At 39.7% G+C, this 23,839-nt stretch carries 14 protein-coding genes; 3 read left to right on the top strand and 11 right to left on the bottom strand.

What is annotated here, in order from left to right; translation table 11 throughout:
- The first annotated feature begins 204 nt into the window (after nt 1-204).
- Nucleotides 205-2,181, top strand: coding sequence for a 2',3'-cyclic-nucleotide 2'-phosphodiesterase (gene cpdB, locus X781_RS06020; RefSeq protein WP_025235990.1), 1,977 nt, complete (start codon nt 205-207; stop codon nt 2,179-2,181).
- Between the two features lie 73 nt (nt 2,182-2,254).
- Here cpdB and X781_RS06015 read toward each other — a convergent pair whose 3' ends face one another.
- The 6 genes from X781_RS06015 to X781_RS05990 form a co-directional block, all read right to left on the bottom strand.
- On the bottom strand, nt 2,255-3,733 hold the full coding sequence (locus X781_RS06015; protein WP_025235989.1) for a nicotinate phosphoribosyltransferase: 1,479 nt from the start codon (nt 3,731-3,733) through the stop codon (nt 2,255-2,257).
- A 290-nt stretch (nt 3,734-4,023) separates the two neighbouring features.
- Nucleotides 4,024-5,157: a methionine biosynthesis PLP-dependent protein gene (locus tag X781_RS06010; RefSeq protein ID WP_025235988.1), complete on the bottom strand. Its 1,134-nt coding sequence runs from the start codon at nt 5,155-5,157 to the stop codon at nt 4,024-4,026.
- Between the two features lie 23 nt (nt 5,158-5,180).
- Nucleotides 5,181-5,993, bottom strand: coding sequence for a 4-hydroxy-tetrahydrodipicolinate reductase (dapB, locus tag X781_RS06005; protein ID WP_025235987.1), 813 nt, complete (start codon nt 5,991-5,993; stop codon nt 5,181-5,183).
- 92 nt (nt 5,994-6,085) lie between these two features.
- The gene (gene rlmM / locus X781_RS06000) at nt 6,086-7,180 is read right to left on the bottom strand and encodes a 23S rRNA (cytidine(2498)-2'-O)-methyltransferase RlmM (RefSeq protein ID WP_025235986.1); all 1,095 of its coding nucleotides are present in this window, start codon (nt 7,178-7,180) and stop codon (nt 6,086-6,088) included.
- A complete protein-coding gene (locus tag X781_RS05995; RefSeq protein WP_025235985.1) occupies nt 7,173-7,571 on the bottom strand; it encodes a DUF423 domain-containing protein in 399 nt (132 codons plus the stop codon). Before X781_RS05995 ends, rlmM begins: the two co-directional genes overlap by 8 nt.
- 107 nt (nt 7,572-7,678) lie before the next feature.
- Nucleotides 7,679-10,033, bottom strand: coding sequence for a molybdopterin guanine dinucleotide-containing S/N-oxide reductase (locus tag X781_RS05990; RefSeq protein ID WP_025235984.1), 2,355 nt, complete (start codon nt 10,031-10,033; stop codon nt 7,679-7,681).
- A gap of 229 nt (nt 10,034-10,262) precedes the next feature.
- On the opposite strand from X781_RS05990, the gene X781_RS05985 reads away from it, so the two are divergent.
- Complete coding sequence (locus X781_RS05985) at nt 10,263-11,471, top strand: ATP-binding protein (protein WP_025235983.1); 1,209 nt, start codon at nt 10,263-10,265, stop codon at nt 11,469-11,471.
- Between the two features lie 63 nt (nt 11,472-11,534).
- Here the strand turns inward: X781_RS05985 and acnB are convergent, their stop codons facing one another.
- Entirely contained in the window at nt 11,535-14,141 is a 2,607-nt protein-coding gene (gene acnB, locus X781_RS05980; protein WP_025235982.1) for a bifunctional aconitate hydratase 2/2-methylisocitrate dehydratase, read from the bottom strand.
- 21 nt (nt 14,142-14,162) lie between these two features.
- Nucleotides 14,163-15,410 carry an NADP-dependent isocitrate dehydrogenase gene (gene icd, locus X781_RS05975; RefSeq protein WP_025235981.1) on the bottom strand — a complete coding sequence of 416 codons (1,248 nt, stop codon included), beginning with the start codon at nt 15,408-15,410 and terminating at the stop codon, nt 14,163-14,165.
- A gap of 211 nt (nt 15,411-15,621) precedes the next feature.
- On the opposite strand from icd, the gene X781_RS05970 reads away from it, so the two are divergent.
- The gene (locus X781_RS05970; protein WP_025235980.1) at nt 15,622-16,902 is read left to right on the top strand and encodes a citrate synthase; all 1,281 of its coding nucleotides are present in this window, start codon (nt 15,622-15,624) and stop codon (nt 16,900-16,902) included.
- 70 nt (nt 16,903-16,972) lie between these two features.
- On the opposite strand, the gene X781_RS12515 is transcribed toward X781_RS05970, so the two are convergent.
- From X781_RS12515 to torA, 3 genes are all read right to left on the bottom strand, one after another.
- Nucleotides 16,973-19,609, bottom strand: coding sequence for a DEAD/DEAH box helicase (locus tag X781_RS12515; protein ID WP_025235979.1), 2,637 nt, complete (start codon nt 19,607-19,609; stop codon nt 16,973-16,975).
- Between the two features lie 14 nt (nt 19,610-19,623).
- Nucleotides 19,624-21,195: a site-specific DNA-methyltransferase gene (locus tag X781_RS05960; protein ID WP_025235978.1), complete on the bottom strand. Its 1,572-nt coding sequence runs from the start codon at nt 21,193-21,195 to the stop codon at nt 19,624-19,626.
- Nucleotides 21,196-21,337: 142 nt separating this feature from the next.
- A complete protein-coding gene (torA, locus tag X781_RS05955) occupies nt 21,338-23,824 on the bottom strand; it encodes a trimethylamine-N-oxide reductase TorA (RefSeq protein WP_025235977.1) in 2,487 nt (828 codons plus the stop codon).
- Nucleotides 23,825-23,839 lie beyond the last annotated feature (15 nt).

The raw sequence follows: 23,839 nt of genomic DNA, 5'->3' as shown, positions 1-23,839 counted from the left end.
TAGCATACAAATTTTATCTGTATATTCAGGTACAAAGGATACACCTTTCAGCCATTAAAATAAATCCTTGAAGTTAAAGAAAGGTAAAAATATGATTAAAATTTGATATAACAGGGTATAAATGCGAAAAAACGTAGCAAACAAGCGGTTATTTTTCTAAAATATTTTGCAATTTTGTTGTTCTATTTCATCTGGAGATTTTTTATGCTAAATAGAAGAAAATTTATTCAACTCGGTGCAAGTGCAATGCTTATTTTAGGTACTCAACCGTCGGCTTTTGCTAAAAATGCTCAAAATAAAGCTGCATTGCGTGTAATTGCTACAACCGATATTCACAGTTTCTTAACCGATTTTGACTATTATAAAGATGCCCCAACCGATAAATTTGGTTTCACTCGTGCTGCAACTTTAATTAAGCAAGCCAGAGAAGAAGTGAAAAATAGTGTACTGGTGGATAATGGCGATTTAATTCAAGGCAATCCGATTGCAGACTACCAATCCACAAAAGGTTCAAAAGAGGGCAGGGCAGAGCCTTCAATTATGGCATTAAATGCGATGCAATATGATGCAGGGACGCTCGGTAATCACGAATTTAACTATGGTTTAGCTTATTTAGATGATGCTATCAAACAAGCTAAATTCCCCATTGTGAATGCTAATATTGTAAAACCGGGTACAGACGATCCATTCTTCAAACCTTATGATATTCAAGAGAAAAAAGTCATTGATGAAAACGGCAAAGAACAAACCGTCAAAATCGGCTATATCGGTTTTGTACCACCACAAGTAATGGTTTGGGATAAGGCAAATCTTGAAGGTAAAGTTGAAGCACGAGACATTGTTAAAACCGCACAAAAATATATTCCACTTATCAAGGAAGCGGGGGCAGATGTGATTATTGCTCTAGCTCACACAGGTCCATCTGATGAACCTTATCAAGAAGGTGCGGAAAACTCAGCTTTTTATCTTGCTGATGTAAAAGGTATTGATGCAGTAATTTTCGGACATTCACACCGTTTATTCCCAAATAAAGAATTTGCACAATCGCCAAATGCAGATATTGAAAAAGGCACAATGAAAAATGTTCCTCAAAGTATGGCAGGTTATTGGGCAAATAATATCAGTGTGATTGATTTAAGTTTAGCTCAACATAATGGCAAATGGGGCGTGGTGGACGGCAGAGCAGAGCTACGTCCAATTTATGATGCCGAAGCGAAAAAAGCAAAAGTTGAAAACCACCCGGAAATTGCGGCATTATTAAAAGAAACACACGAAGAAACGCGTAAATTTGTGGCTCAACCGATTGGTAAAGCAACAGATAATATGTACAGCTATCTTGCGTTAGTTCAAGATGACCCAACCATTCAAATTGTAAACCAAGCACAAAAAGCCTATGTGGAAAATGTAGTTAAAGGCTTGCCCGAACTTGCAGGTATTCCTATTTTAAGTGCCGGAGCACCATTTAAAGCAGGTGGTCGTAAAAACGATCCAACAGGCTATACTGAAGTAGATAGCGGCGAATTAACGTTCCGTAATGCGGCAGATTTATACCTTTATCCAAACACGTTAGTGGTGGTTAAAGCAAGCGGAGCAGAGCTGAAAGAGTGGTTAGAATGCAGTGCAGGAATGTACAAACAAATTGATACAACGAGTGATAAACCACAATCTTTACTTGATTGGACAGGCTTTCGCACCTATAACTTTGATGTAATTGATGGCGTAAATTATCAATTTGACTTAACCCAACCGGCTCGCTATGACGGCGATTGTAAGTTAATCAATGAAAACGCACACCGTGTAGTAAATCTCACTTTTGACGGTAAACCTGTTGAACCAAACCAAGAGTTTTTGATTGCAACGAACAACTACCGAGCTTATGGTGCTAAATTCCCGGGAACCGGCGATAAACATATTGTTTTTGCTGCACCTGATGAAAATCGCCAAGTGTTAGCGAATTATATTACCTCAGAAAGTAAAGCTCACGGACAAGTAAGTCCAAAAGCGGATAACAACTGGAGAATCGCACCAATTAACGCAACGGTAAAACTGGATATTCGTTTTGAAACATCGCCAACGGAAAAAGCAAAAACTTTTATAAAAGAGAATGCACAATATCCGATGGAATATGTTGAAAATGATGAAACAGGCTTTGCGGTGTATCGTATTGATTTAACTAAGTAAATAGTAAATAACAAGCGGTTGAATTTTATAGAAATTTTGCAAAAAATTTAAAAAATTCAACCGCTTGCTTTAGCTAAAACTGAGCAGAAATATTTTGACGGATTTCATCAAAATTTGTTTCTTTAACCAATTTACCGTTTTCAAAAACCAGCTCTAAAAGATCATCAGAAAAATCATCAAGAGCAGTTAAGCCATCAATATAGCTATCTAAAGTAATTACTTTTACTCGACCTTTTTGCGATTTTTTCAAACCATCATCAGTTTTTGGGGCTTTGAAAATGGCTTTCTCAACGCCATTAATTGTGATAGAAGTAGCTTTAATCGCAAAACCAAGCGTATCTCTTGTATTGCGTTGATAGGTTTGAGCCCCTACACCAAACACAATATTACTGGATGCGAAGCCTTTTGTTTCTAATCCTTCTAAAATTTTAACCATTTTTTCATAGGTTACACCATCGCCATAAATAGCTCCAATATGCGGATTAAGCACTTTATAGCCTTTGTTGTTGATTGTTCCACCGAAAATATCCCATAAACATTCAATTAATCCTTTACGTTCGTGTTCGGTTTCAGCTGTAACATCGCCACAAATAATAGCAAAAAAGTCGCCGCTATCAGGACGAATGACAATTTTTGCCGATTCTGGGCGAGCGAGAATTTCCTCTTTGAGCAATGGCAAATTTACCGTGATGTTATGCCAAAAATCGGTGGTGTCTGCCACAATAGAGAGCATATTATTGGGGTATTTACCCATTAAATAGCGGAATGTTGGTAATTCATCAACACCGTGCGAACTCATTACAGAATGCTCGGAAGCAGGAATGGACGTTCCGATAAGATTTTTTGAACCATAGTAGGCTTCAACAAATGAAATGGCGGGGATTGTATCTGTGCCTAAAAATGAGGTTAAATGCCCGGCTCCTGAGCTTTCAGCTGATTCTAACGAACTCATTCCACGCATTGAAAAATCGTGAGATTGGAAGGGGAGATGACTATTATTATCGCAAGTTTGCTCAGAAAATTGCATTAATGTTTTACGATAAGCAAAAGCAATAGATGCCGATGTTATCGGCTGCCATAGAGAAACATTAATCAATGTTTCCAAATAATTAGTGAGCCAAAAGAAATCAGGATGTGTGTTTTCGATAGTCATCATCGGCACTTTGATTGCAACCGATTTACCTTCAGGAATGGCTTTAATTCTAATCGGTAAATAGCCTAATTGATGTAATTGTGCAATATGTTCGCCGGAATCTTCAATTTGTAAGGTATCTGCAATAAATCTCGTATATTCAGTAACAACGTCAAATTCTGAGCGAGAGAAAAAGTTATCATTAAAATAATGGATTAAATATTTTACAATAAATGCTTGGAAACCAAATGAAACAATACGATGAAGAAAAAGTGCTTTTGCATTACTACGAGGCGTAAAGGTACTGTATAAAAATTGAGAGCCTTCCGGATATTGTATTCTGTGGGAAGTTTTATAAAAATCACACAATAATGATGGGATTGCAGTAGATTTGATTTTTTTATCTAATATGCTGTTCATTTAGTAAAGTCCTTATCTCATTTTAAGTTGCTAAAGCCTAACATAACTTGGTTGAAAATGGAAAGTATTTGTTACAAAAATGGCATAAATAAGTCATAAATCAAAATAATTTCCCTACACAAAAAATTCGCATAACGTATATTATGTTAAATAAAGTATTGAAATAATGAATTTTATAAATCCATAAACATTTTCCTTTCAAATACCTATTCATACATTCAAAAACAAACGGTCATCTCTTTTGCAAAAAATACAAAAAATATGACCGCTTGTAAGTTTAGGATGAACAACTACTTCAACTGTTTAAAGGCTTGTAGTAAATCCGCTTTAATATCTTCCACGTGTTCCAAACCGACTGAGAAACGTAACAAGGTATTAGTGATACCACGAGCGATACGTTCTGCCTCTGGAATATCCATATGAGTTTGGGTTGCCGGGTAAGTGATAAAACTTTCTGCTCCACCTAAACTTTCCGCAAAGGTAATCAAGTTAATCGCTTTAAGGAATTTAGGTACCCATTCTTCTTTTTGCAGGCGGAACGACAACATACCGCTTTTGCCTGAATATAACACGCTGTCGATTTCTGGCTGCTCTGCCAAGAATTTTGCTAATTCCGTAGCATTGTATTGATGACGCTCCATTCGCAACGCTAAGGTTTTCATTCCACGCACCGCAAGGTAAGAATCGAATGGCGAAAGCACCGCACCGGCACAGTTTTGGAAATAGAATAAACGCTCGCTTAAGTTTTGTCCGTTTACTTTAGTGGCTTCTGAATCTTTTGCTACAATTAAGCCGGCTAACACATCATTATGGCCGGATAAATATTTGGTCGCACTATGAATCACAATATCGGCACCGTGTTCAATCGGGCGGAATAATGCCGGCGTTAAGAAGGTATTATCCACAATCAGCATTAAATTGTGTTTTTTCGCAATTTTAGAAATTGCGGCGACATCGCACTCTTCCATTAACGGATTAGACGGTGTTTCCACAAAAATCGCTTTGGTATTAGGGGTAATTGCTGCCTCAATCGCTGCTAAATCTGCCGTATTCACATACACAGGCTTTAAAGTGCCGTGATTTTTGTGGCTGAAATCGAATAAACGGTAAGAACCACCATAAACATCGCTTGAAATAATCCATTCATCAGGGGCTTTAAATAGCGACATCACTAACTGAATTGCAGCCATACCTGAAGCCATTGCAAAGCCGGCATCACCGCCTTCTAAATCAGCAATTCCCTGCTCTAGCACGGCACGGGTTGGATTTTTGGTGCGGGTGTAATCCCAACCAGTTGATTCGCCCAAGCCATCACGACCATAAGCGGTAGAAAGAATAATCGGCATTGCCACCGCACCGGTGCGAGGGTCTGTTCGGTTGCCAATTTGAACTAAAGTGGTTTCGATGTTGTTGAATTTTGTCATTGTTATTATCCTTCATTTACATTTTATAGATTATTGAGATCTAACACGTCTGTCATATCAAACAGACCGTTTTGTTTGGTGTTTAACCATTTCGCTGCACGCACCGCACCGTTAGCAAATGTCATTCGGCTTGAGGCTTTGTGGGCAATTTCCACACGTTCGCCTTCATCGGCAAACCATACGGAGTGTTCACCGATTACATCACCAGCACGAATAGTCGCAAAGCCGATTTCATCACGCTTACGCTCTCCTGTAATACCGTTACGCTCAAATACGCCGTGCGTTTTTAAATCACGACTTAACGTTTTTGCGATATGTTCGCCCATAGATAACGCTGTGCCTGATGGTGCATCAACTTTGTGGCGATGGTGAGCTTCAATGACTTCGATATCGCAATAATCGCCCATCACTTTTGCTGCTTTTTCTAACAGTTTGAATACCAAATTCACGCCTACGCTGTAGTTTGAGGCAAACACAATGCCGATTTTTTTCGCAGCAGCTTGAATCGCTACTTTGCCTGCATCATCAAAACCTGTTGTGCCAATTACCATTTTCTTATTATTTTCCACACAGATAGCGATATGCTCTAATGTGCCTTCAGGGCGAGTGAAATCAATTAATAAATCAAATTTATCAGCATTTTTTGCCACATCATCTGACACAACAACGCCTAAGCTGCCAATGCCAACTAATTCTCCGGCATCCACTCCAACTAAAGATGAACCTTTACGCTCAAAAGCTGCACCTAGCTCTACCCCTTCGGCATTTTGCACTGCGGTGATAAGATTACGCCCCATTCTGCCGCCGGCACCGACAATTCCGATTCTTAATGTCATATTCTTTCCTTTTTGTTGTGTTTATTGGTTACAAGCGGTCTGATTTTACAAGAATTTTGCAAAATTTTGTGAAAATTTTACCGCTTGTGAGTTTATTTTTCCGATTTCCCCATCACTGCAATATGCACAGTGATTTCTTCACGATCGTGATAAAGATGTTTGGCTTGAATTTTGAACCAAAACCCTTGTTTTTCCAACTCTTCTTCCAAAAATTGTAAGCAAAGTTGCACCTCTTGATAACGTTTTTTCATTGGCAATTTTAGGTTGAAAATCGTTTCTCGGCACCAACCGTTAATTAACCATTTTGCCATTAATTTGGCGATACGCATTGGTTGCTCCACCATATCGCATACAAGCCAATCAATTTGTTTACGTTTTGGTGGTTGGAATTTAAAACCATCTTCAGGGCAATGTTCAATTCGTCCTGTTTCGTGTAGGCTTGCTGCCATTTTGCCGTGATCGACCGCATACACAAATACCCCACGTTTGACTAATTGATAAGTCCAACCGCCTGGGCAAGCCCCTAAATCCACGCCTGTCATCGTATCGTTAAATCGTTTTTTCTCTTCCGCTTGTGGAATAAAAGTTAAAATCGCCTCTTCTAATTTTAAGGTTGAACGGCTTGGGGCTTCCGCCGGGAATTTTAAGCGTGGAATTCCCATAAAAAACGGCGATTTATTGTGATTATAAGCGTAGCCCACATAGCACGCACCCGAACGGACAAATAAAATATGCAGGCTAACACTCCCCTTCGCATTTTCCGTTTTGGTTAGCCAACCTTGTTTTTTCAATGCAGAACGTAGCGGCACAGTAAATTTACGGCAGAAGGTTAATAACTCTTTTGCCTCATTTGTGTCGGGCGTTTCCACAAAGATTTCAGAACTGTTTCGAGGATTTAACTCTGCATATTGGCTTAAAATCGGTGAAATTCGGTCATTTTCAGGTAAATTTTGTAACAAATCCCCAACTACAACCATTTGGCGAATAAAAATGAGTTGCTCAAATTTCAGCTCTCGAGCTAAGCGGTCAGCATCGCCATTCTGATAACACTCAAAAATCACATAACCGCTGTTTTCTTTAAGATTAGCAAAGCCAAACACGCCAAGTTGGGCGGCTTTGGCGCTGATCTCCCCTGCTACTTCTTTTTCAAAACCGGCGCGGCAATAAAGGGCTAATTTATTAAACATTTTTACTTCTCACACTCACATAAATTAACGCAGCCCAGCCAAGCATAAAGCATAGCCCACCAATCGGTGTCAGCCAATGAATCGTTGGCACATCTAACGCTCGTAGATAGAGATTACCGCTAAAAAGTAAAATCCCTAACGCCCAGCTGCCGCCGATAATATTCAAGGCTTTGGCTCTACAAGCGGGTGGATTTTGCGAAAAATTTGCAATTTGGAATAAGCCAAGTGCAAGAATAGCAATGGTGTGTAACATTTGATATTTAATGCCGGTATCAATCCAACCCAAAGCTTTCGGCTCTAAATGTTGTGATAACCCGTGGCTGGCAAAAGCCCCAAAGGCAACGGTGAAAAGTCCGCTAAGGGCGGCGATGGTAAGGAATTTGTTTTTCATAAGAATTATGGAGATGACTAAAAATAGCTTACTATACCATATTATGTGGGCTAACAAGCGGTGAAATTTTGCAAAAAATTTACAAAAAAGCACCGCTTGCCGGTTGATTACTCGCTGAATTGAGGTGAGTTAAACACCGCTACTTCGGGAGCTTCCATCTCAAATTTCTCTACCTGAACGGTTGTAGTATTCGGTGCATTGCCCTGCCCTAGTTTTGATGAACCATCATTTTTAGTTAGCACATTTGGATTACCGTTTAAGCATAAAGTGTTTGGTTGGCTTAAATCTTGTGGGTCGTACCAACCTCCTTCATAAAGAGCAACTGTGCCTTTGATAATGCCATCAGTAACCACCGCACCTGCCAATACTTGTCCGCGTTTGTTAAAAATTCGCACAATATCACCGCTTGTAATGCCTCGTTCAGCGGCATCTTGAGTATGAATCAACACCGGCTCTCGTCCGTTTACTTCGTAATATTGACGAAGTGAAGAATAGGCTAACTGGCTGTGTAATCGGTATTTAATATGTGGTGTTACTAACGCAAGAGGTTCAATTTCGTTTGTTTTGCCTGAATATTCTTGATGCTCAAACCACGTTGGATGCCCTTTGCAATCATCGTAATTCATATTCGCTACGGTTTCAGAGAAAATCTCGATTTTGCCTGATGGTGTTGCCAGTTTGTGCTTAATCGGGTCATTACGATAATCTTGATAGCGAACAAAAGTGTTATTTTGATTTTCTGTTTCAAAACTGAGCACTTTGTTTTCTGTCCAAAATTCATCAAAGGTTGGGAATGGCGTATTGATTTTTTCTGCTGCATCATAAGCAATTTGGTAGAACTCTTTCAACCAATCCATTTCGCTCTTACCTTCGGTGAACTCTTGCTCTTTGCCTGCTCGTTTCGCCAACTCGGCAAAAATATCGTAGTCGTTTTTTGCCTCGAACTGTGGTGGAACGACTTGTTTCATTGGGATAATATGTTTCACCACATAATCCCCGGCTACGGTTAAATCGTTGCGTTCATAGCTTGTGGTTGCCGGTAGTACAATATCTGCCATTCGGGCGGTTGGCGTCCAGTAACATTCATTAACGATCACGGTTTCAGGCTGATGCCACGCTTTTACCAAATAGTTGGTATCAGGGTGGTGAGCAAATGGGTTTCCTCCAGCCCAATAGACTAATTTTACATCAGGGTAAACTAAAGTTTGCCCATTGTAATCGTAAGTCTGATTTGGGTTAAGTAACGCATCAGCAATACGAGCAACCGGGAAAAACGGCATATTCAGATTTGGCTTACCTGCATTTATTGCCCCTAAACGAATACCGGAATTAGCGTTTAATCCGTTAGTGGAATAGCGATAATTTAAACCAAAACCACCACCCGGCAAGCCAATCTGCCCTAGCATTGCGGCAAGGGTAACTAACGCCCAATGGCTCTGCTCGCCGTGTTGCAAACGTTGCAAGCCCCAGCCTGACATCAGCATTGTTCGATTGGCGATAAAGGAGTGAGCCAATTCTTTAATTGTTTCCGCATCAATGCCACAAATTTTGCTCGCCCATTCAGCCGTTTTCGGTTGATTATCAGTTTTTCCTAACACATAATCGGCAAATTGCTCAAAACCGACGGTATATTTCGCTAAAAAGTCGTGATCGTGCTTGTTCTCACTAATTAAAGTATGAGCGATACCCAGTATCAATGCAACATCAGTACCTGTATTAATTGGCAACCACTCTGCCTCTAAAAATTGGCAGGTTTCACTTTTTACAGGGTCGATACAAATAATACGTTTGCCGCTGGCTTTGATTTTAGCCAGATAATCAATGCCTTCCGGTTCGGCAGATGTCCAAGCAATGCGTAAAGTATTGAGTGGGTTAGACGACCAAATCACCAATAATTCTGTATTTTCTACAATTGTATGCCAACTGGTTTGTTGAGCATAAACTTCAATATTCCCTAGCACATAAGGCATAATCACTTGTACCGCACCGGTGGAATAATCGCCTTTGCTATTTATAAAACCACCCATTACATTTAAGTAACGTTGCAACAATGTGCGAGAAGCGTGTAATGAGCCACAACTATACCAGCCGTAAGAGCCACCAAAAATCGATTCACTACCGTATTGTTGGCGAACACGTTGAATTTCATTTGAAACAAGCTCAAAGGCTTTATCCCAAGAGACTCGAACCCATTCATCTCGCCCACGCAAGGTAGTGTCTTTATTACCTTCTAAGTAGCCTTTTCTAACCATCGGATACTTAACTCGCACAGGGCTATAAAGCTGATCGGCAACCACATCTTGTAATTCGTTTTGATGATTTTTGGCTAAGCTACCTTCCGATTTCACTACTCTGCCATTTTCAAGGGCTACATTTAATGCCCCCCAGTGAGCTGCGGTCGTGATTGTGTTTTCTGGTTTGTCGAGAAAAACAAATTTGCCTTGTTCTAATGTTGTGTTCATTAATTCGTGCCTTTATTTTATAAAATTGAATGGAATTTACTGGATTAATTGGTAAGTTGCAACTGCAAGCGGTATAAAGCGGTTAAATTTCTGGAAAATTTTGCAAAATGGCATTTGGAAAATTTAATTTAAGAATGTAACTTTTGGTAAAAAATACAAAAGTTTCAACTATGATTGAAACTTTTTATATTTAAGCGTAAAGTTACAATCATAAAATAGAGAGGGTATAATGAAAAAAGATCTTATTTATCGCAAACGCTACTTAGAGCGAGTTCGTCCTTTTATCGGTAAATCACTAATTAAAGTCTTTACTGGACAACGGCGGGTAGGAAAAAGTTACCTGCTATTTCAAATTATGCAAGAGATTCAGGCAAGTGATGAACAAGCAAACCTCATTTATATCAATAAAGAGGATTTAGCATTTAGCACCTTAAAGACAGCAAAAGATCTTGAGGAGTTTGTATTAGCTCAAAAAAAGAACGGGCAAAAAAACTACATTTTTATTGATGAAATCCAAGAAATCAGCGATTTCGAGGCTGCTCTACGTTCGTTATTATTAGACGATGAGTTGGATTTATATTGTACGGGAAGTAATGCTCATTTACTTTCACGAGATATTGCGGGAGCGTTGAGTGGTCGTTCGATTGAAATTAATGTCCACTCATTGTCCTATTTTGAATTTTTGGAATTTATGAAATTGGAAGATAGCAACAAAGCCCTTTCCCACTTCCTTAAATATGGTGGTTTGCCTTATTTGAAAGACTTGCCCTTGCAAGACAATATTGTATTTGAATATTTGAAGAATATTTATTCGACTATTGCCGTGCGAGATATTGTCAATCGTTATGCTCTGCGAAATGTGCCTTTTTTGGAGCAATTAACGCTATTTCTTGCAGATAATATCGGGAATTTGTTTTCAGCTAAGAAAATTAGCGATTTTCTGAAATCACAAAAGATTTCGACAAGCAGCACGCAAGTCCAAAACTATGTGGATTACCTCACGAATGCGTTCCTAATACATAAAGTGCCACGTTATGATATTGAGGGAAAACGGATTTTTGAAATTGGTGAGAAATACTATTTTGAAGATATTGGACTGAGAAATGCTCTTATCGGTTATCGAGTACAAGACAGAAGCAAGTTGCTGGAAAATACCATTTTCAACCATCTGCAAATTGCAGGCTATAATGTCAAAATTGGTGGATTAAATAATCAAGAAATTGATTTTGTAGCTGAAAAAGCAGGCGAGCGAATTTATGTGCAAGCAACTCTGACGATTAACGAAGAAAAAACACTCGAGCGAGAGTTTGGCAATTTACTCAAAATTCAAGATAACTACCCTAAGTATGTAGTTACAATGGACGAATTTGATGGCAATAGTTATGACGGTGTACAATGCTTAAGTTTGAGAGAATTTTTGAGAATGCTAGAGCAATAGTTTTTTGAATAGGAAAATAAATAATCCGACCATAAGGTCGGATTATTGCTTTAATGATGGGAATTACACCGCAGTTTGAATAATCACATTATCCGCTTTTTTCACATAGCTGTTAATTTGATCGAAGTTCATATAGCGGTAAATATCCTCTTTCTCATTTTGTAAGCTGTTTACATAAGAGAGATATTCTTCCGGTGTTGGTAACTTACCTAACAAGGCTGAAACTGCCGCTAATTCTGCTGAGGCTAAATACACATTCGCCCCTTGCCCTAAGCGGTTCGGGAAGTTTCTCGTCGATGTTGAAACCACGCTGGCATTATTCGCTACACGTGCTTGGTTACCCATACAGAGCGAGCACCCCGGCATTTCAACCCTTGCACCACTTTTACCGTAAATGCTGTAATAGCCTTCTTCGGTTAATAATGCTGCATCCATTTTAGTCGGTGGAGCAATCCAAAGTTTGGTTGGTAACTCCCCTTTTACTTGGCTGAGTAATTTACCTGCTGCACGGAAGTGTCCGATATTGGTCATACAAGAACCGATAAAGACTTCATCAATTTTATCGCCTTGTACTTGAGAAAGCAGGCGAGCATCGTCAGGGTCGTTCGGTACACAAACAATCGGCTCTTTGATTTCATCTAAGTTGATCTCAATAATTGCCGCATATTCCGCATTTTCATCTGCTTCTAACAATTCAGGGTTATCCAACCACGCTTGCATATTAGCGATACGGCGTTCAAGGGTGCGTTTATCGTCATAACCTTCGGCAATCATCCATTTTAACAGCGTGATATTTGAGTTGAGATACTCAATAATCGGCTCTTTGTTGAGTTTGATGGTACAAGCTGCCGCAGAACGTTCCGCAGAGGCATCTGAAAGCTCAAAGGCTTGCTCGATTTTCAGATCTTCTAACCCTTCAATTTCAAGGATACGCCCTGAGAAGATGTTTTTCTTGCCCTTTTTCTCAACGGTTAGCAAGCCTTGCTGAATCGCATAATATGGAATGGCGTGAACTAAATCACGCAACGTAATGCCCGGTTGCATTGTGCCAGAAAAACGCACCAATACTGATTCCGGCATATCCAACGGCATCACGCCTGTTGCTGCAGCAAAAGCCACTAAGCCTGAACCGGCAGGAAATGAAATACCGATAGGGAAACGAGTGTGCGAATCGCCACCTGTACCAACAGTATCCGGCAATAACATACGGTTTAACCAAGAGTGAATTACCCCATCACCCGGGCGAAGTGAAACACCACCACGATTCATAATAAAATCAGGCAAGGTGTGATGGGTTACTACATCAACCGGTTTTGGGTAAGCTGCGGTATGGCAGAAAGACTGCATCACTAAATCTGCGGAGAAACCTAAACAGGCTAAATCTTTTAGCTCATCTCTCGTCATTGGACCTGTGGTATCTTGTGAACCAACAGAAGTCATTCTTGGCTCACAGTATTGACCCGGACGAACACCTTCCACCCCACACGCACGCCCTACCATTTTTTGAGCAAGGGTGTAGCCTTTGTTACTTTGTGAAACAGATTGTGGTTTGATGAATACATCACTTTCTGGTAAACCAAGTGCAACTCTCGCTTTATGCGTTAAACCACGTCCGATAATCAGTGGAATGCGACCACCCGCTCGAACTTCATCAAGTAATACCTCCGTTTTTAGCTCAAATTCCGCTAACACTTCATCAGAATTATGCTTACGGATTTTTCCTTCGTAAGGATAAATGTCGATTACATCGCCCATATTGAGTTGGGTAACGTCCACCTCAATCGGTAAAGAACCTGCATCTTCAAGTGTATTAAAGAAAATCGGAGCAATTTTACCGCCTAACACAATACCGCCAGCACGCTTGTTCGGGATATAAGGAATATCTTCCCCCATAAACCAAAGCACAGAGTTGGTTGCTGATTTACGGGAAGAACCGGTTCCCACTACATCGCCTACATAAGCTAAAGGAAAGCCTTTTTCCTTCAACGCTTCTAACTGTTTAATTGGACCAACGTGTCCGTTGTCATCAGGGAAAATGCCATCACGTTCATTTTTAAGCATTGCTTGAGCGTGAAGTGGAATATCAGGGCGAGACCAAGCATCTTGGGCTGGGGAAAGATCGTCAGTATTTGTTTCACCTGTTACTTTAAATACGGTAACAGTCAGTTTTTCGGCGAGTTTCGGACGAGAAGTGAACCAATCGGCATTAGCCCAAGACACTAACACTTGTTTTGCAAATTGATTGCCTTGTTCTGCACGTTCTTTTACATCGTGGAAATTATCAAACATCAATAATGTTTTGGATAAGGCTTCTACCGCAATAGGGGCAAGCTCCGGTTTATCTAATGCCAGTAGCAAGGTTTCAATATTATAACCACCCTGCATTGTGCCTAATAATTTCACCGCGTGATTGGGTGAAATAAGCGGCGATGAAGTTGTCCCTTTTACAATATCGGCTAGAAAGGCGGCTTTTACGTAAGCGGCTTCATCTACGCCTGCCGGGATACGATTTGTAAAAAGATCTAATAAAAAGACCGCTTGTTCGGCAGGTGGATTTTTCAGTAACTCAACTAGCTGTGCAGTTTGTTCGGCATTCAATGGCCGTGGAACAACACCTAATTTTGCACGTTCATCAACTTGTTGTTGATAATTTTCTATAAAATTTGCCATAACTTACTCCTTATCCTTGAGTTACATATTTGCAATGATATCTTGTGCAAACTCTGATGTTGAACGTAATGTTGCACCCTCTAACATTTCAGCAAAATCAAAAGTTACTGTTTTATCTGCAATGGTTTTCGATACCGCTTTCACCACCAAATCTGCTGCTTCTGTCCAGCCTAAATGGCGTAACATCATCTCACCACTTAAGATTAAAGAGCCCGGATTGCCTTTATTTTGCCCTGCAATTTTCGGTGCAGTACCGTGAGTTGCCTCAAAAATAGCCGCTTCATAACCGATATTAGCCCCCGGAGAAATACCGATTCCGCCTACTTGAGCTGCTAACGCATCCGAAATATAGTCGCCGTTTAAGTTAAGGGTTGCAATTACATCATATTCTGCCGGGTGTAATAAGATTTCTTGTAAGAACGCATCGGCAATGCTGTCTTTAATAATGATTTCTTCGCCTGTTTTTGGATTGGTTAAACTCATCCAAGGACCTTTATCTATTAATTTAGCCCCGAATTCTTCCGCAACTTGGTAGCCCCACTCTTTAAATGCCCCTTCGGTAAATTTCATAATGTTGCCTTTATGCACAAGGGTAAGTGATTTGCGGTTATTATCAATTACATATTGTAAGGCTGCACGTACCAAACGTTGCGTACCTTGCTTAGAAACAGGTTTAATGCCGATACCGCAATCTTCCGTAAAGCGGATTTTCTTTACCCCCATTTCTTTTTGTAAGAACTCAATTACTTTATTTGCTTCAGGCGAGCCGGCTACCCACTCAACCCCAGCGTAAATATCTTCTGAGTTTTCACGGAAAATCACCATATCAATTAATTCAGGGTGTTTAACCGGGCTTGGGGTGCCATCGTAATAGCGGATTGGGCGTAGGCAGTTGTATAAATCTAAACCTTGACGCATTGCAACGTTTAAAGAACGAATACCACCGCCCACCGGTGTCATTAACGGACCTTTAATTGCAACGTGATATTTACGGATAAGCTCTAAGGTTTCATCCGGCAACCAAGTATTTTCACCATAAAGGTTGTTTGCTTTTTCACCTGCGTAAATTTCCATCCAAGCAATTTTACGCTTGCCTTGATAGGCTTTTTCAACCGCAGCATCTAACACTGCTTTCATCGCAGGGGTTACATCCACGCCGATGCCGTCGCCTTCAATAAAAGGAATAATAGGATTATCAGGAACTTGCAAAGAACCGTCTTGGTTCAGTTGAATGGTTTCGCCTTGTGGAATTTGGACTTGTGTAGGCATTTTCTCCCCCTCGAATGACGAAAAATGAAATTTACAGTTTAATAACAAATCAACTATAAACAGTAAATGTATAAATGTAAATAAAGAGAATTTCTCTAAATTAAGATTTGTGATCCAACGCACATTTTGTAAATGAATTATAAAAAAATATTGTTATTCTGTTAAAAATAATCTAGTTTATTGGCAAACCTAAAATAAAAAAGGAGCATATATGTCAGCAGCAACATTAACACTAGAGACTGGTGAAAAAATTGAACTTACTATGAAAAAAGGTACGCTAGGGTATCAAAACGTAGATATTCAGCCTTTTTTAAAACATAAATTGTTCGCTTACGATCCCGGTTTGGTTTCAACTGCCGTTTGTGAATCAAAGATTACCTATGTAGATGGCGATGAAGGTGTTTTACTTTATCGAGGCTACCCGATTAACCAACTGGCAAAACATTCTGACTATTTAGAAGTAGGCTATATGCTCTTATTTGGCGAGCGTCCAACTAAAGAAGAATATAAAGACTTTGTTCAACTTATCAAAAAACACACGTTGGTACACGAGCAACTCACTAAATTCTTCTCCGGTTTCCGTCGAGATTCTCACCCAATGGCGGTAATGTGTGGGGTAAGTGGTGCATTAGCAGCCTTCTACCACGACTCTATCGATGTTAATAATCAAGCCCACCGTGAACTTACCGCAATTCGTTTGTTAGCTAAAATCCCAACCCTTGCTGCGATGTGTTATAAATATTCCATCGGTCAGCCGTTTATGTTCCCACAAAACCACTTATCTTATGCAGGCAACTTCTTATATATGATGTTTGCAACCCCTTGTGAACCGTATGAAGTAAACCCTGTATTAGAACGTGCATTAGACCGAATCTTCATTTTACACGCTGACCACGAACAAAATGCGTCCACCTCCACAGTGCGTACCGCTGCATCTTCCGGTGCAAACCCGTTTGCTTGTATTGCAGCCGGTATCGCTTCACTTTGGGGACCTGCACACGGTGGGGCGAATGAAGCCTGTATCAATATGTTAGAAGAAATTGGTACAGTTGATCGCATTCCTGAATTTATTGCCCGTGCGAAAGATAAAAACGATCCATTCCGTTTAATGGGCTTCGGGCATCGTGTATATAAAAACTACGATCCTCGAGCGAAGGTAATGCGTGAGACCTGCCACGAAGTATTGAAAGAACTCAATATTGATAATCCATTGTTTGAAGTTGCGTTGGAATTAGAGCGTATTGCGTTAAGTGATCCGTACTTTATCGAACATAAACTTTATCCGAATGTGGACTTCTACTCCGGTATTGTACTCAAAGCAATCGGTATTCCAACCTCAATGTTTACCGTAATGTTTGCTTTGGCAAGAACCGTTGGTTGGATTGCTCACTGGAAAGAGATGTATCTACAAGGCAATATCAAGATTGTCCGCCCTCGCCAAATCTACACTGGCGAAACTAAACGTGATTTTGAGCCAATGGATAAAGCATAACTTGCAAAAAATCGAAAAAATTAAACCGCTTGTTTCTACAAGCGGTTATATTTTGCATAAAATTTGCAAATCAGGCTAATTTATTTAGCAGCTGTGTTCTAACATCTTGACCATTTTCATCGCTTTTTACAGCCATAATAAATAAGCCTTTTCCTTGACTTAATTTCTCCCAAAGATTGCCAATTAAGGCTTTTTCTTTAGAATCTTCATTACTTTTTAATTGTTCCCCTTTATATTCCACAATTAAAATCCGACCATCAATAAGCTCTACAATAAAATCAGGATAAAAATTCTGATGAGCTAGCGGTAAAGAAAACCCTCTTTTTACAGGATTTCTTACCCAATATTTCACTTGAGGCAATGAATCAATCGCAACGGCACAATCAAATTCTTCCCCACTTGCTTTCAACTCTTCAATTTGAGCAAAATAGTGTTTGTTGAATTTGTAACGTCCTACATAAAAAGGCGGTTGTGGTGCTAGTTTTTCTGGTGTAAAACTAAATTGATACTGCTCATTTAGGCAGATTTCTACTTCTTCATTATCACCAAATAGTGTTTGTTGATAGCAATTTTTTTGAGCTAATGCCCGATAACGATTAATCAAATCTGAAATAGCCCGAGCCAATGCAAATTTATGTTGAACTAATTGAGTTAAAGTGATTTCTACATTTTTCAGTAAATCTGAAATCAATAATTGCAAAAATCTTAACATTATAGGTTGAGGAATATCAGTTAAACGCACTTGTTTATCCAACCAACGGATAAAATCTTGCTCGGTTAGTTCCAGCCAATCATCAGAAAAGCTAAGTTGTTGTTGATTAAAATGGTAAGAAACCCGTTTATCTTCCACATCAATTTCAAAACTTTGGCTATTTTCTTGCAACCTAAAGCCATCAAGTTTAGCTGGGTAATCCAATAAATTCCAACTTTGGTAATCTAATAGAACTTGTGAATCAGCTAAATCTAACTCGCCTTGAATATTCATACAAAGTTGAGGTATTACTTTAAATATTTCACCTTTTTCGGCAGGAGAAGCGAATATTTCAACTCTATTTTGGTGAATTTGTAATTGTTGCTCAATTTGTTCTTTTTTCTTACCGGTTGCAGTTTGGATCAAGGCTTTTTCTAACTTTTCACTTAAATTACCTTTTACTTGCACTAAAATGCTACCTTCTTGCTCGGTAATTTTGAGTTGAGAACGTTCTGCTTCGCTTAAATCCGTCATTTCAGGGAATTGCGTTAATGCTAAAACCGTTGTCGGCGTATAGAATAAATCCCCTTCATTCTCACTAATCCAATTCTCTTGTTGTGGAATGCGGAGCATTTCAGCTACTTCTAATGCTTCAAACCCCATTCCAATCAATTTATCTTGTAAATTACGAGCCGTTTCGCCGAACGATTTAGAGGAAAGATGAGCATAAGCACGGTTTAAATCTTCAATTTGACGGCGTTTAGCATAAGGCATTCGCAATACTCGCCCTAACAACTGCTCCGCTTCCTTACTTGAGGAAACATTTTGCACGGAGCAAAAAATATAGGCAAACGGGCAATCCCACCCTTCTTTCAATGCCTCAACCGTGATGATGTAATTGATCTTACATTGTGGATTAAATAAATCGATATCATCTAATTCGTGCTGATTACCCGTAACAATAGCAATCTCTTCTTCATCAATTTTTAATTCATCAATTAAATACTGTTTTAAAACTTCTACTGTTACTTTGCCGTTTTTCGGCTCAGCTTGAAATAAGACAAGCGGACGAACATAATCGCTCTCATACTGTGCTTTTTGTGCTAATGCCCCTCTGTTAATTACTGCTCCATCTATTGCTTGCTGCCAGTTGTGATGTTCGGTCAGCACAATCGGTAATTTGATCATCTCTTCTGATTTTAGATGACTTGCCGAAACGTGATACAACACATTACTCCCTGTTTTTCTATCCGTGTTTGGTGTAGCAGTAAATTCTAAAATAGCCGCCGGGGAAAGTTGAGATAACACATCAAAAGAGAGTGAAGTCCGAGCGTTATGAGCTTCATCAACAATGACCAAAGGTTGATAAGCTCGCAACAAATTTGCAAAAGAACACTTAATTTTGCCCGCTTGTTTGGCAGTTAAACCGTTTTCTTGTAGATCTGTTATTGAAATTTTTTCTAAATTTGTCTGAATATGGATTGGTAAACGCTCAAAATGAGCCGTTAATTTTTCATTAAAGGCATAAATTTTTCGCCCATCTTGATTTTCTACCCGAAAGTTTTGAATAGTAGAAACGATTACAATCGCCTTATTGCCAAAGTCTTGTGGGCGAAGTAAATCAAAATCTTCAGACTCAATAACCATTACTTCTCGATTAAAGGTTTTATCAAGTGCCGCACGGTAAGGGTGTTGTGGATTTTTCAACGCTTCTGCGGTTTGGGTTTTAATGGTGCGAGAAGGCACTAGCCACAAAGTAACAGGGAAATCGCAATCTAAATACTGCCTTGCAATACGGGCAATGCTATGCGAGGCTAACAATGTTTTACCGCCACCCGTTGGAATTCGTACACAAACATAAGGCACATCACGCAAATTACTGTGTTCACTTGGGATCTTGTAACTATATTCAGGTTGGATTTGGCTAAAAGCAGTTTTTGCATCAGATTGCAAGCAAGCCGAAAAATAGTGGCTGACACGGTTTAATGCCTCATTTTGGTAATTTTTTAATTTCATTTTTTCTCCCACTATTAACGAGCCGTTACATCATACGGAATTTGTTTAAATGTAATTTTCTTTTCAGCTAACTGTGCCTCTCCTAAACGACACGCTTCACCATATACCACAATGTCCATTCCCTGTTGCATAAATTCAGCAAAGTATGGCAACTCTGCCATTAATTTTCGTGTCAACACATTACCGCCCTGCGGACGTTTATCGCCTAAAATTCCGTTATATAACAAATAGTAGGCTTTACCGTTGAAAGTACCGACAAGCGGTGATTTTTCGGTATTTTTTTGCAAAGGGAAATGATTTTCCAAGTACCAAATATGAGCAGCTAAATCTTCAAAACGAATGTTCGGATTAAGTGAACCGAATGCGTCAAATACTTCCTCGCCTAATTCACAAAAGCGAAACGATCCGCCACCTTGCCAACCTACCGCTTTTGAAATACCGCCTTGTTCTCCCTCAATCACTTTTTTCAAACGAGGTACTACGTGGGTTTTAGCGTGTTCACCAATCTCAATGCCGATATAACGACGGTTCATTTTATGAGCAACCGCTGCGGTTGTACCTGAGCCAAGAAAGCTATCGAGGACAAGGTCATTTTCTGATGTGGCAATTTGTAAAACTTGCTGAATTAAGCGTTCTGGTTTCGGCGTATCGAAAATATTTTCCCCCATTAACGATTTTTGCTCGCTTTTAGCTTGTCTGTTATGCCCAGTTTTGAATAAATCAATCCATAAAGAAGATGGTGGTAACCCTTTCATTTCTGATAAATAAGTTCTTCTTTTTATAGAAGTCATATATTCATTAAAACGAATTTCCCCTGATTTAATTTTTTCATCTAATGTTTCTTTTTCCCAACGCCAGCCATTTTTAGGATGCTTAATAATATTTCCATTAGGTGCGACGATGTCGTACATTAGATTTTCTCTTGGCTTAGGTGAGTTTAATGGATTTCCATCAAACCAAGCCCCTTTAGGATCATTATCTGGATTTTTAAAATGACTTCTTTTTTCTTCTGCGTTTAATTTATTAGAAATCCAACCACTACTTTTTGAATAAACAATCAAATGATTATGGTCAGCAGAAAATGTTTTCGCATCATTATTACTATTATCACTAGCTCTCCACACCACATTCGCCACAAAATTCTTCCGCCCGAAAATTTCATCGAGCATAATTTTCAAATAATGGCTTTCGTTATCATCAAGCGTGATCCAAATTGAGCCATCTTCATCAAGCAATTCCCGTAAAATTTCAAGACGCGGATACATCATTGAAAGCCAAACGGAATGCTCTAAATTATCATCGTAGTGGGTAAAGGCAGATTTTGTATTATAGGGAGGATCTATGAAAATACATTTGACTTGCCCCGAATAAAAGGGCAAAAGAGATTTTAAGGCTGATAAATTATCACCTTGAATAATTAAATTTTGCTTGACATTAGATAAGGTTTCAGCAGAAGCTGAGCTGTCGGCTGTCGGCTGTCGGGCAATATTATGCGAAAAATCCGGCAACTCACGCAATAGACAATATGGGGTTTGTTTGGCTTTTTTTACGGCTTCTTCTTTGCCGTACCAAGTAAGGGTTGTCATAAAATGCACCTGAAAGATAAAAATGCATTATTGTAACTGTAACAAGCGGTTAAAAAAATAGAAAATTTTGCAAAAAATTGAATAATTATAACCGCTTGTAAGCAAAAAAGCACAGAGTTCAAACTCTGTGCTTTTTTCGCTATTAAGCCTCTGTGTATTTAGGCTCTTTAAAGACTGTTACTTCCGGTGCTTCGCCGGTGAATTTCTCAACTTGCACTATTGCAGTATTTGGAGAGTTACCCTGTGCCAGTTTTGATGTGCCTTCATCACGAGTTAGCACGTTAGGGCAACCAAACTTACATAATGGTTTTTCGCTTTGACCTGCATCTGCCGGGTCATACCAAGCCCCTTCGTGAATAGCAACTGTTCCTTTGATAATACCGTCGGTTACGACTGCCCCGGCAAGAACCTGACCACGAGCATTAAATACACGCACAATATCGCCATCAGCAATGCCTCGAGCTGCTGCATCATCTTTGTGAATTAAAACAGGCTCACGATCTTTTACCGTATATTTACTACGCAGAGAGGTATGAGCCAGCTGACTGTGTAAACGGTAGTATGGGTGCGGTGTAACTAAAGCCAGTGGTGCTTCAGCGGTTACATTACCTGCATACTCTTCCGGTTCCATCCAAGTTGGGTGTCCTTTACAGTCATCATAGTTCATTTTTGCAACAACATCAGAGAAGATCTCAATTTTACCTGACGGTGTACCGAGTGGATTAAGTAATGGATCGTTGCGGAACTCTTCATAACGTACCCATTTTTTCGCTTTATCACTTACTTTAAAGGTAACAGGTTTATTTTCTGTCCAGAATTTATCGAAATTCGGCATAATAACTCTGTTTTTGCGGGCTGCATCAAAGGCAGATTGATAGAAACCTTTGAGCCAATCCATTTCCGATTTACCTTCGGTAAATTTATCTTCTACACCGGCACGTTTAGAAAGCTCTGCAAAAATATCGTAATCACTTTTCGCTTCAAATTGTGGTTCAACCACCTGTTTCATTGGGAAAATATTCATCATTGAATAGTCGCCCGACATTGTTAAGTCATTACGTTCGTAACTTGTTGTTGCCGGTAATAAAATATCTGCCATACGAGCGGTTGGTGTCCAATAACATTCGTTTACGACAATCAAATCCGGTTTTTGCCACGCTTTTACCATCGTATTCGTATCTTGATGATGAACTAATGGATTACCACCTGCCCAGTAAATGACTTTGATATCCGGATAAGTAATTTCTGTTCCGTTATATTGAATGGTTTTACCCGGATTCAGTAACGCATCGGAAATACGGGCTAATGGGAAAGAGGCTTTTGAAGTATCATCTAACCACGTTTTTTCGCCCACATCACCGCCTGCATTGGCTGAAATTGCCCCAACAATACCGCCGGTTGCTGTTGGCACACCGCCATTTGCATAGTGGTAACTTAAACCGAAACCGCCTCCCGGTAATCCGATTTGCCCTAACATTGAAGCAAGAGTAACTAACATCCAGTGAGTTTGTTCACCGTGTCTTTGACGTTGCATACCCCAACCACCCATTAACATCGTGCGTTTTGATGAGAAATCAGCGGCTAATTGTTTAATTTTCTCTGCAGATACACCACAAATTTTGGCTGCCCATTCGGCATCTTTCGGTTGGTTATCGCTTTTACCTAGTAAATACTCTTCGAATTTATCATAGCCGGCAGTGTATTTTTTCAAAAATGCTTTATCGTGTTTATCTTCACTTACTAAGGTATGTGCAATACCTAACATTAATGCAACGTCAGTACCTGTATTCACCGGGATCCATTCTGCATTTAGATATTGAGCCGATTCATTACGTTCAGGGGTAATACAGATAATTCGTTTACCTGTTTCTTTGAATTTTTTGAAATATTCAATACCTTGTTGATCGGTTGATGTCCACGCATTACGTAGCGTTGTTAATGGGTTTGCTGACCAAAGCACGATAATATCGCTACTTTCAAGTAAAACTTCCCAGCTGGTTTGTTGCTCATATACCTCAATAGTACCAAGTACGTGTGGCATAATAACTTGAGCTGCACCGGTCGAATAATCGCCTTTTACCCCAACAAAACCGCCGGTTAAGTTCATATAGCGATGTAATAATGTACGTGCTGCGTGTAATGAGCCTGAGCTATACCAACCATAAGAACCTGCAAAAATACTGGTTGCACCGTGTGTATCACGGGCTGATTTTATTCCTCCGTGAACTAATTCAAAGGCTTTCTCCCAAGAAACGCGTACCCATTCATCACGTCCACGTAAGGTTGTATCTTTGTTACCTTCTAAGTAGCCTTTACGCACCATCGGATATTTCACACGAGCTTCGCCGTGAACTTGATCAGCCACAACGTGCTGTAATTCATTTGGTACAGAAATATCAATAGCCGAATCAGATTTCACCACTTTTCCGTTCTCAACCACAACGGCTAATGGTCCCCAGTGAGCGGCAGTTAGAACCGCATTCATTTCAGCTGCTTTTGCACTGGTTGATGCTAATGCACCCACTACCCCTGTGGTACCAGTTGAAAAACCTGCACCGGCAGCTAAGCTAAGTGATGATTTTTTTAGAAAACCACGACGACTTACGTCAATATTGTCTTGCTTTTTCATAATAAACCTCATTTG

Source organism: Mannheimia sp. USDA-ARS-USMARC-1261 (genome assembly GCF_000521605.1).
Taxonomy (GTDB): Bacteria; Pseudomonadota; Gammaproteobacteria; order Enterobacterales; family Pasteurellaceae; genus Mannheimia; species Mannheimia indoligenes.
This window is presented reverse-complemented; position numbering and strand designations above follow the sequence as displayed.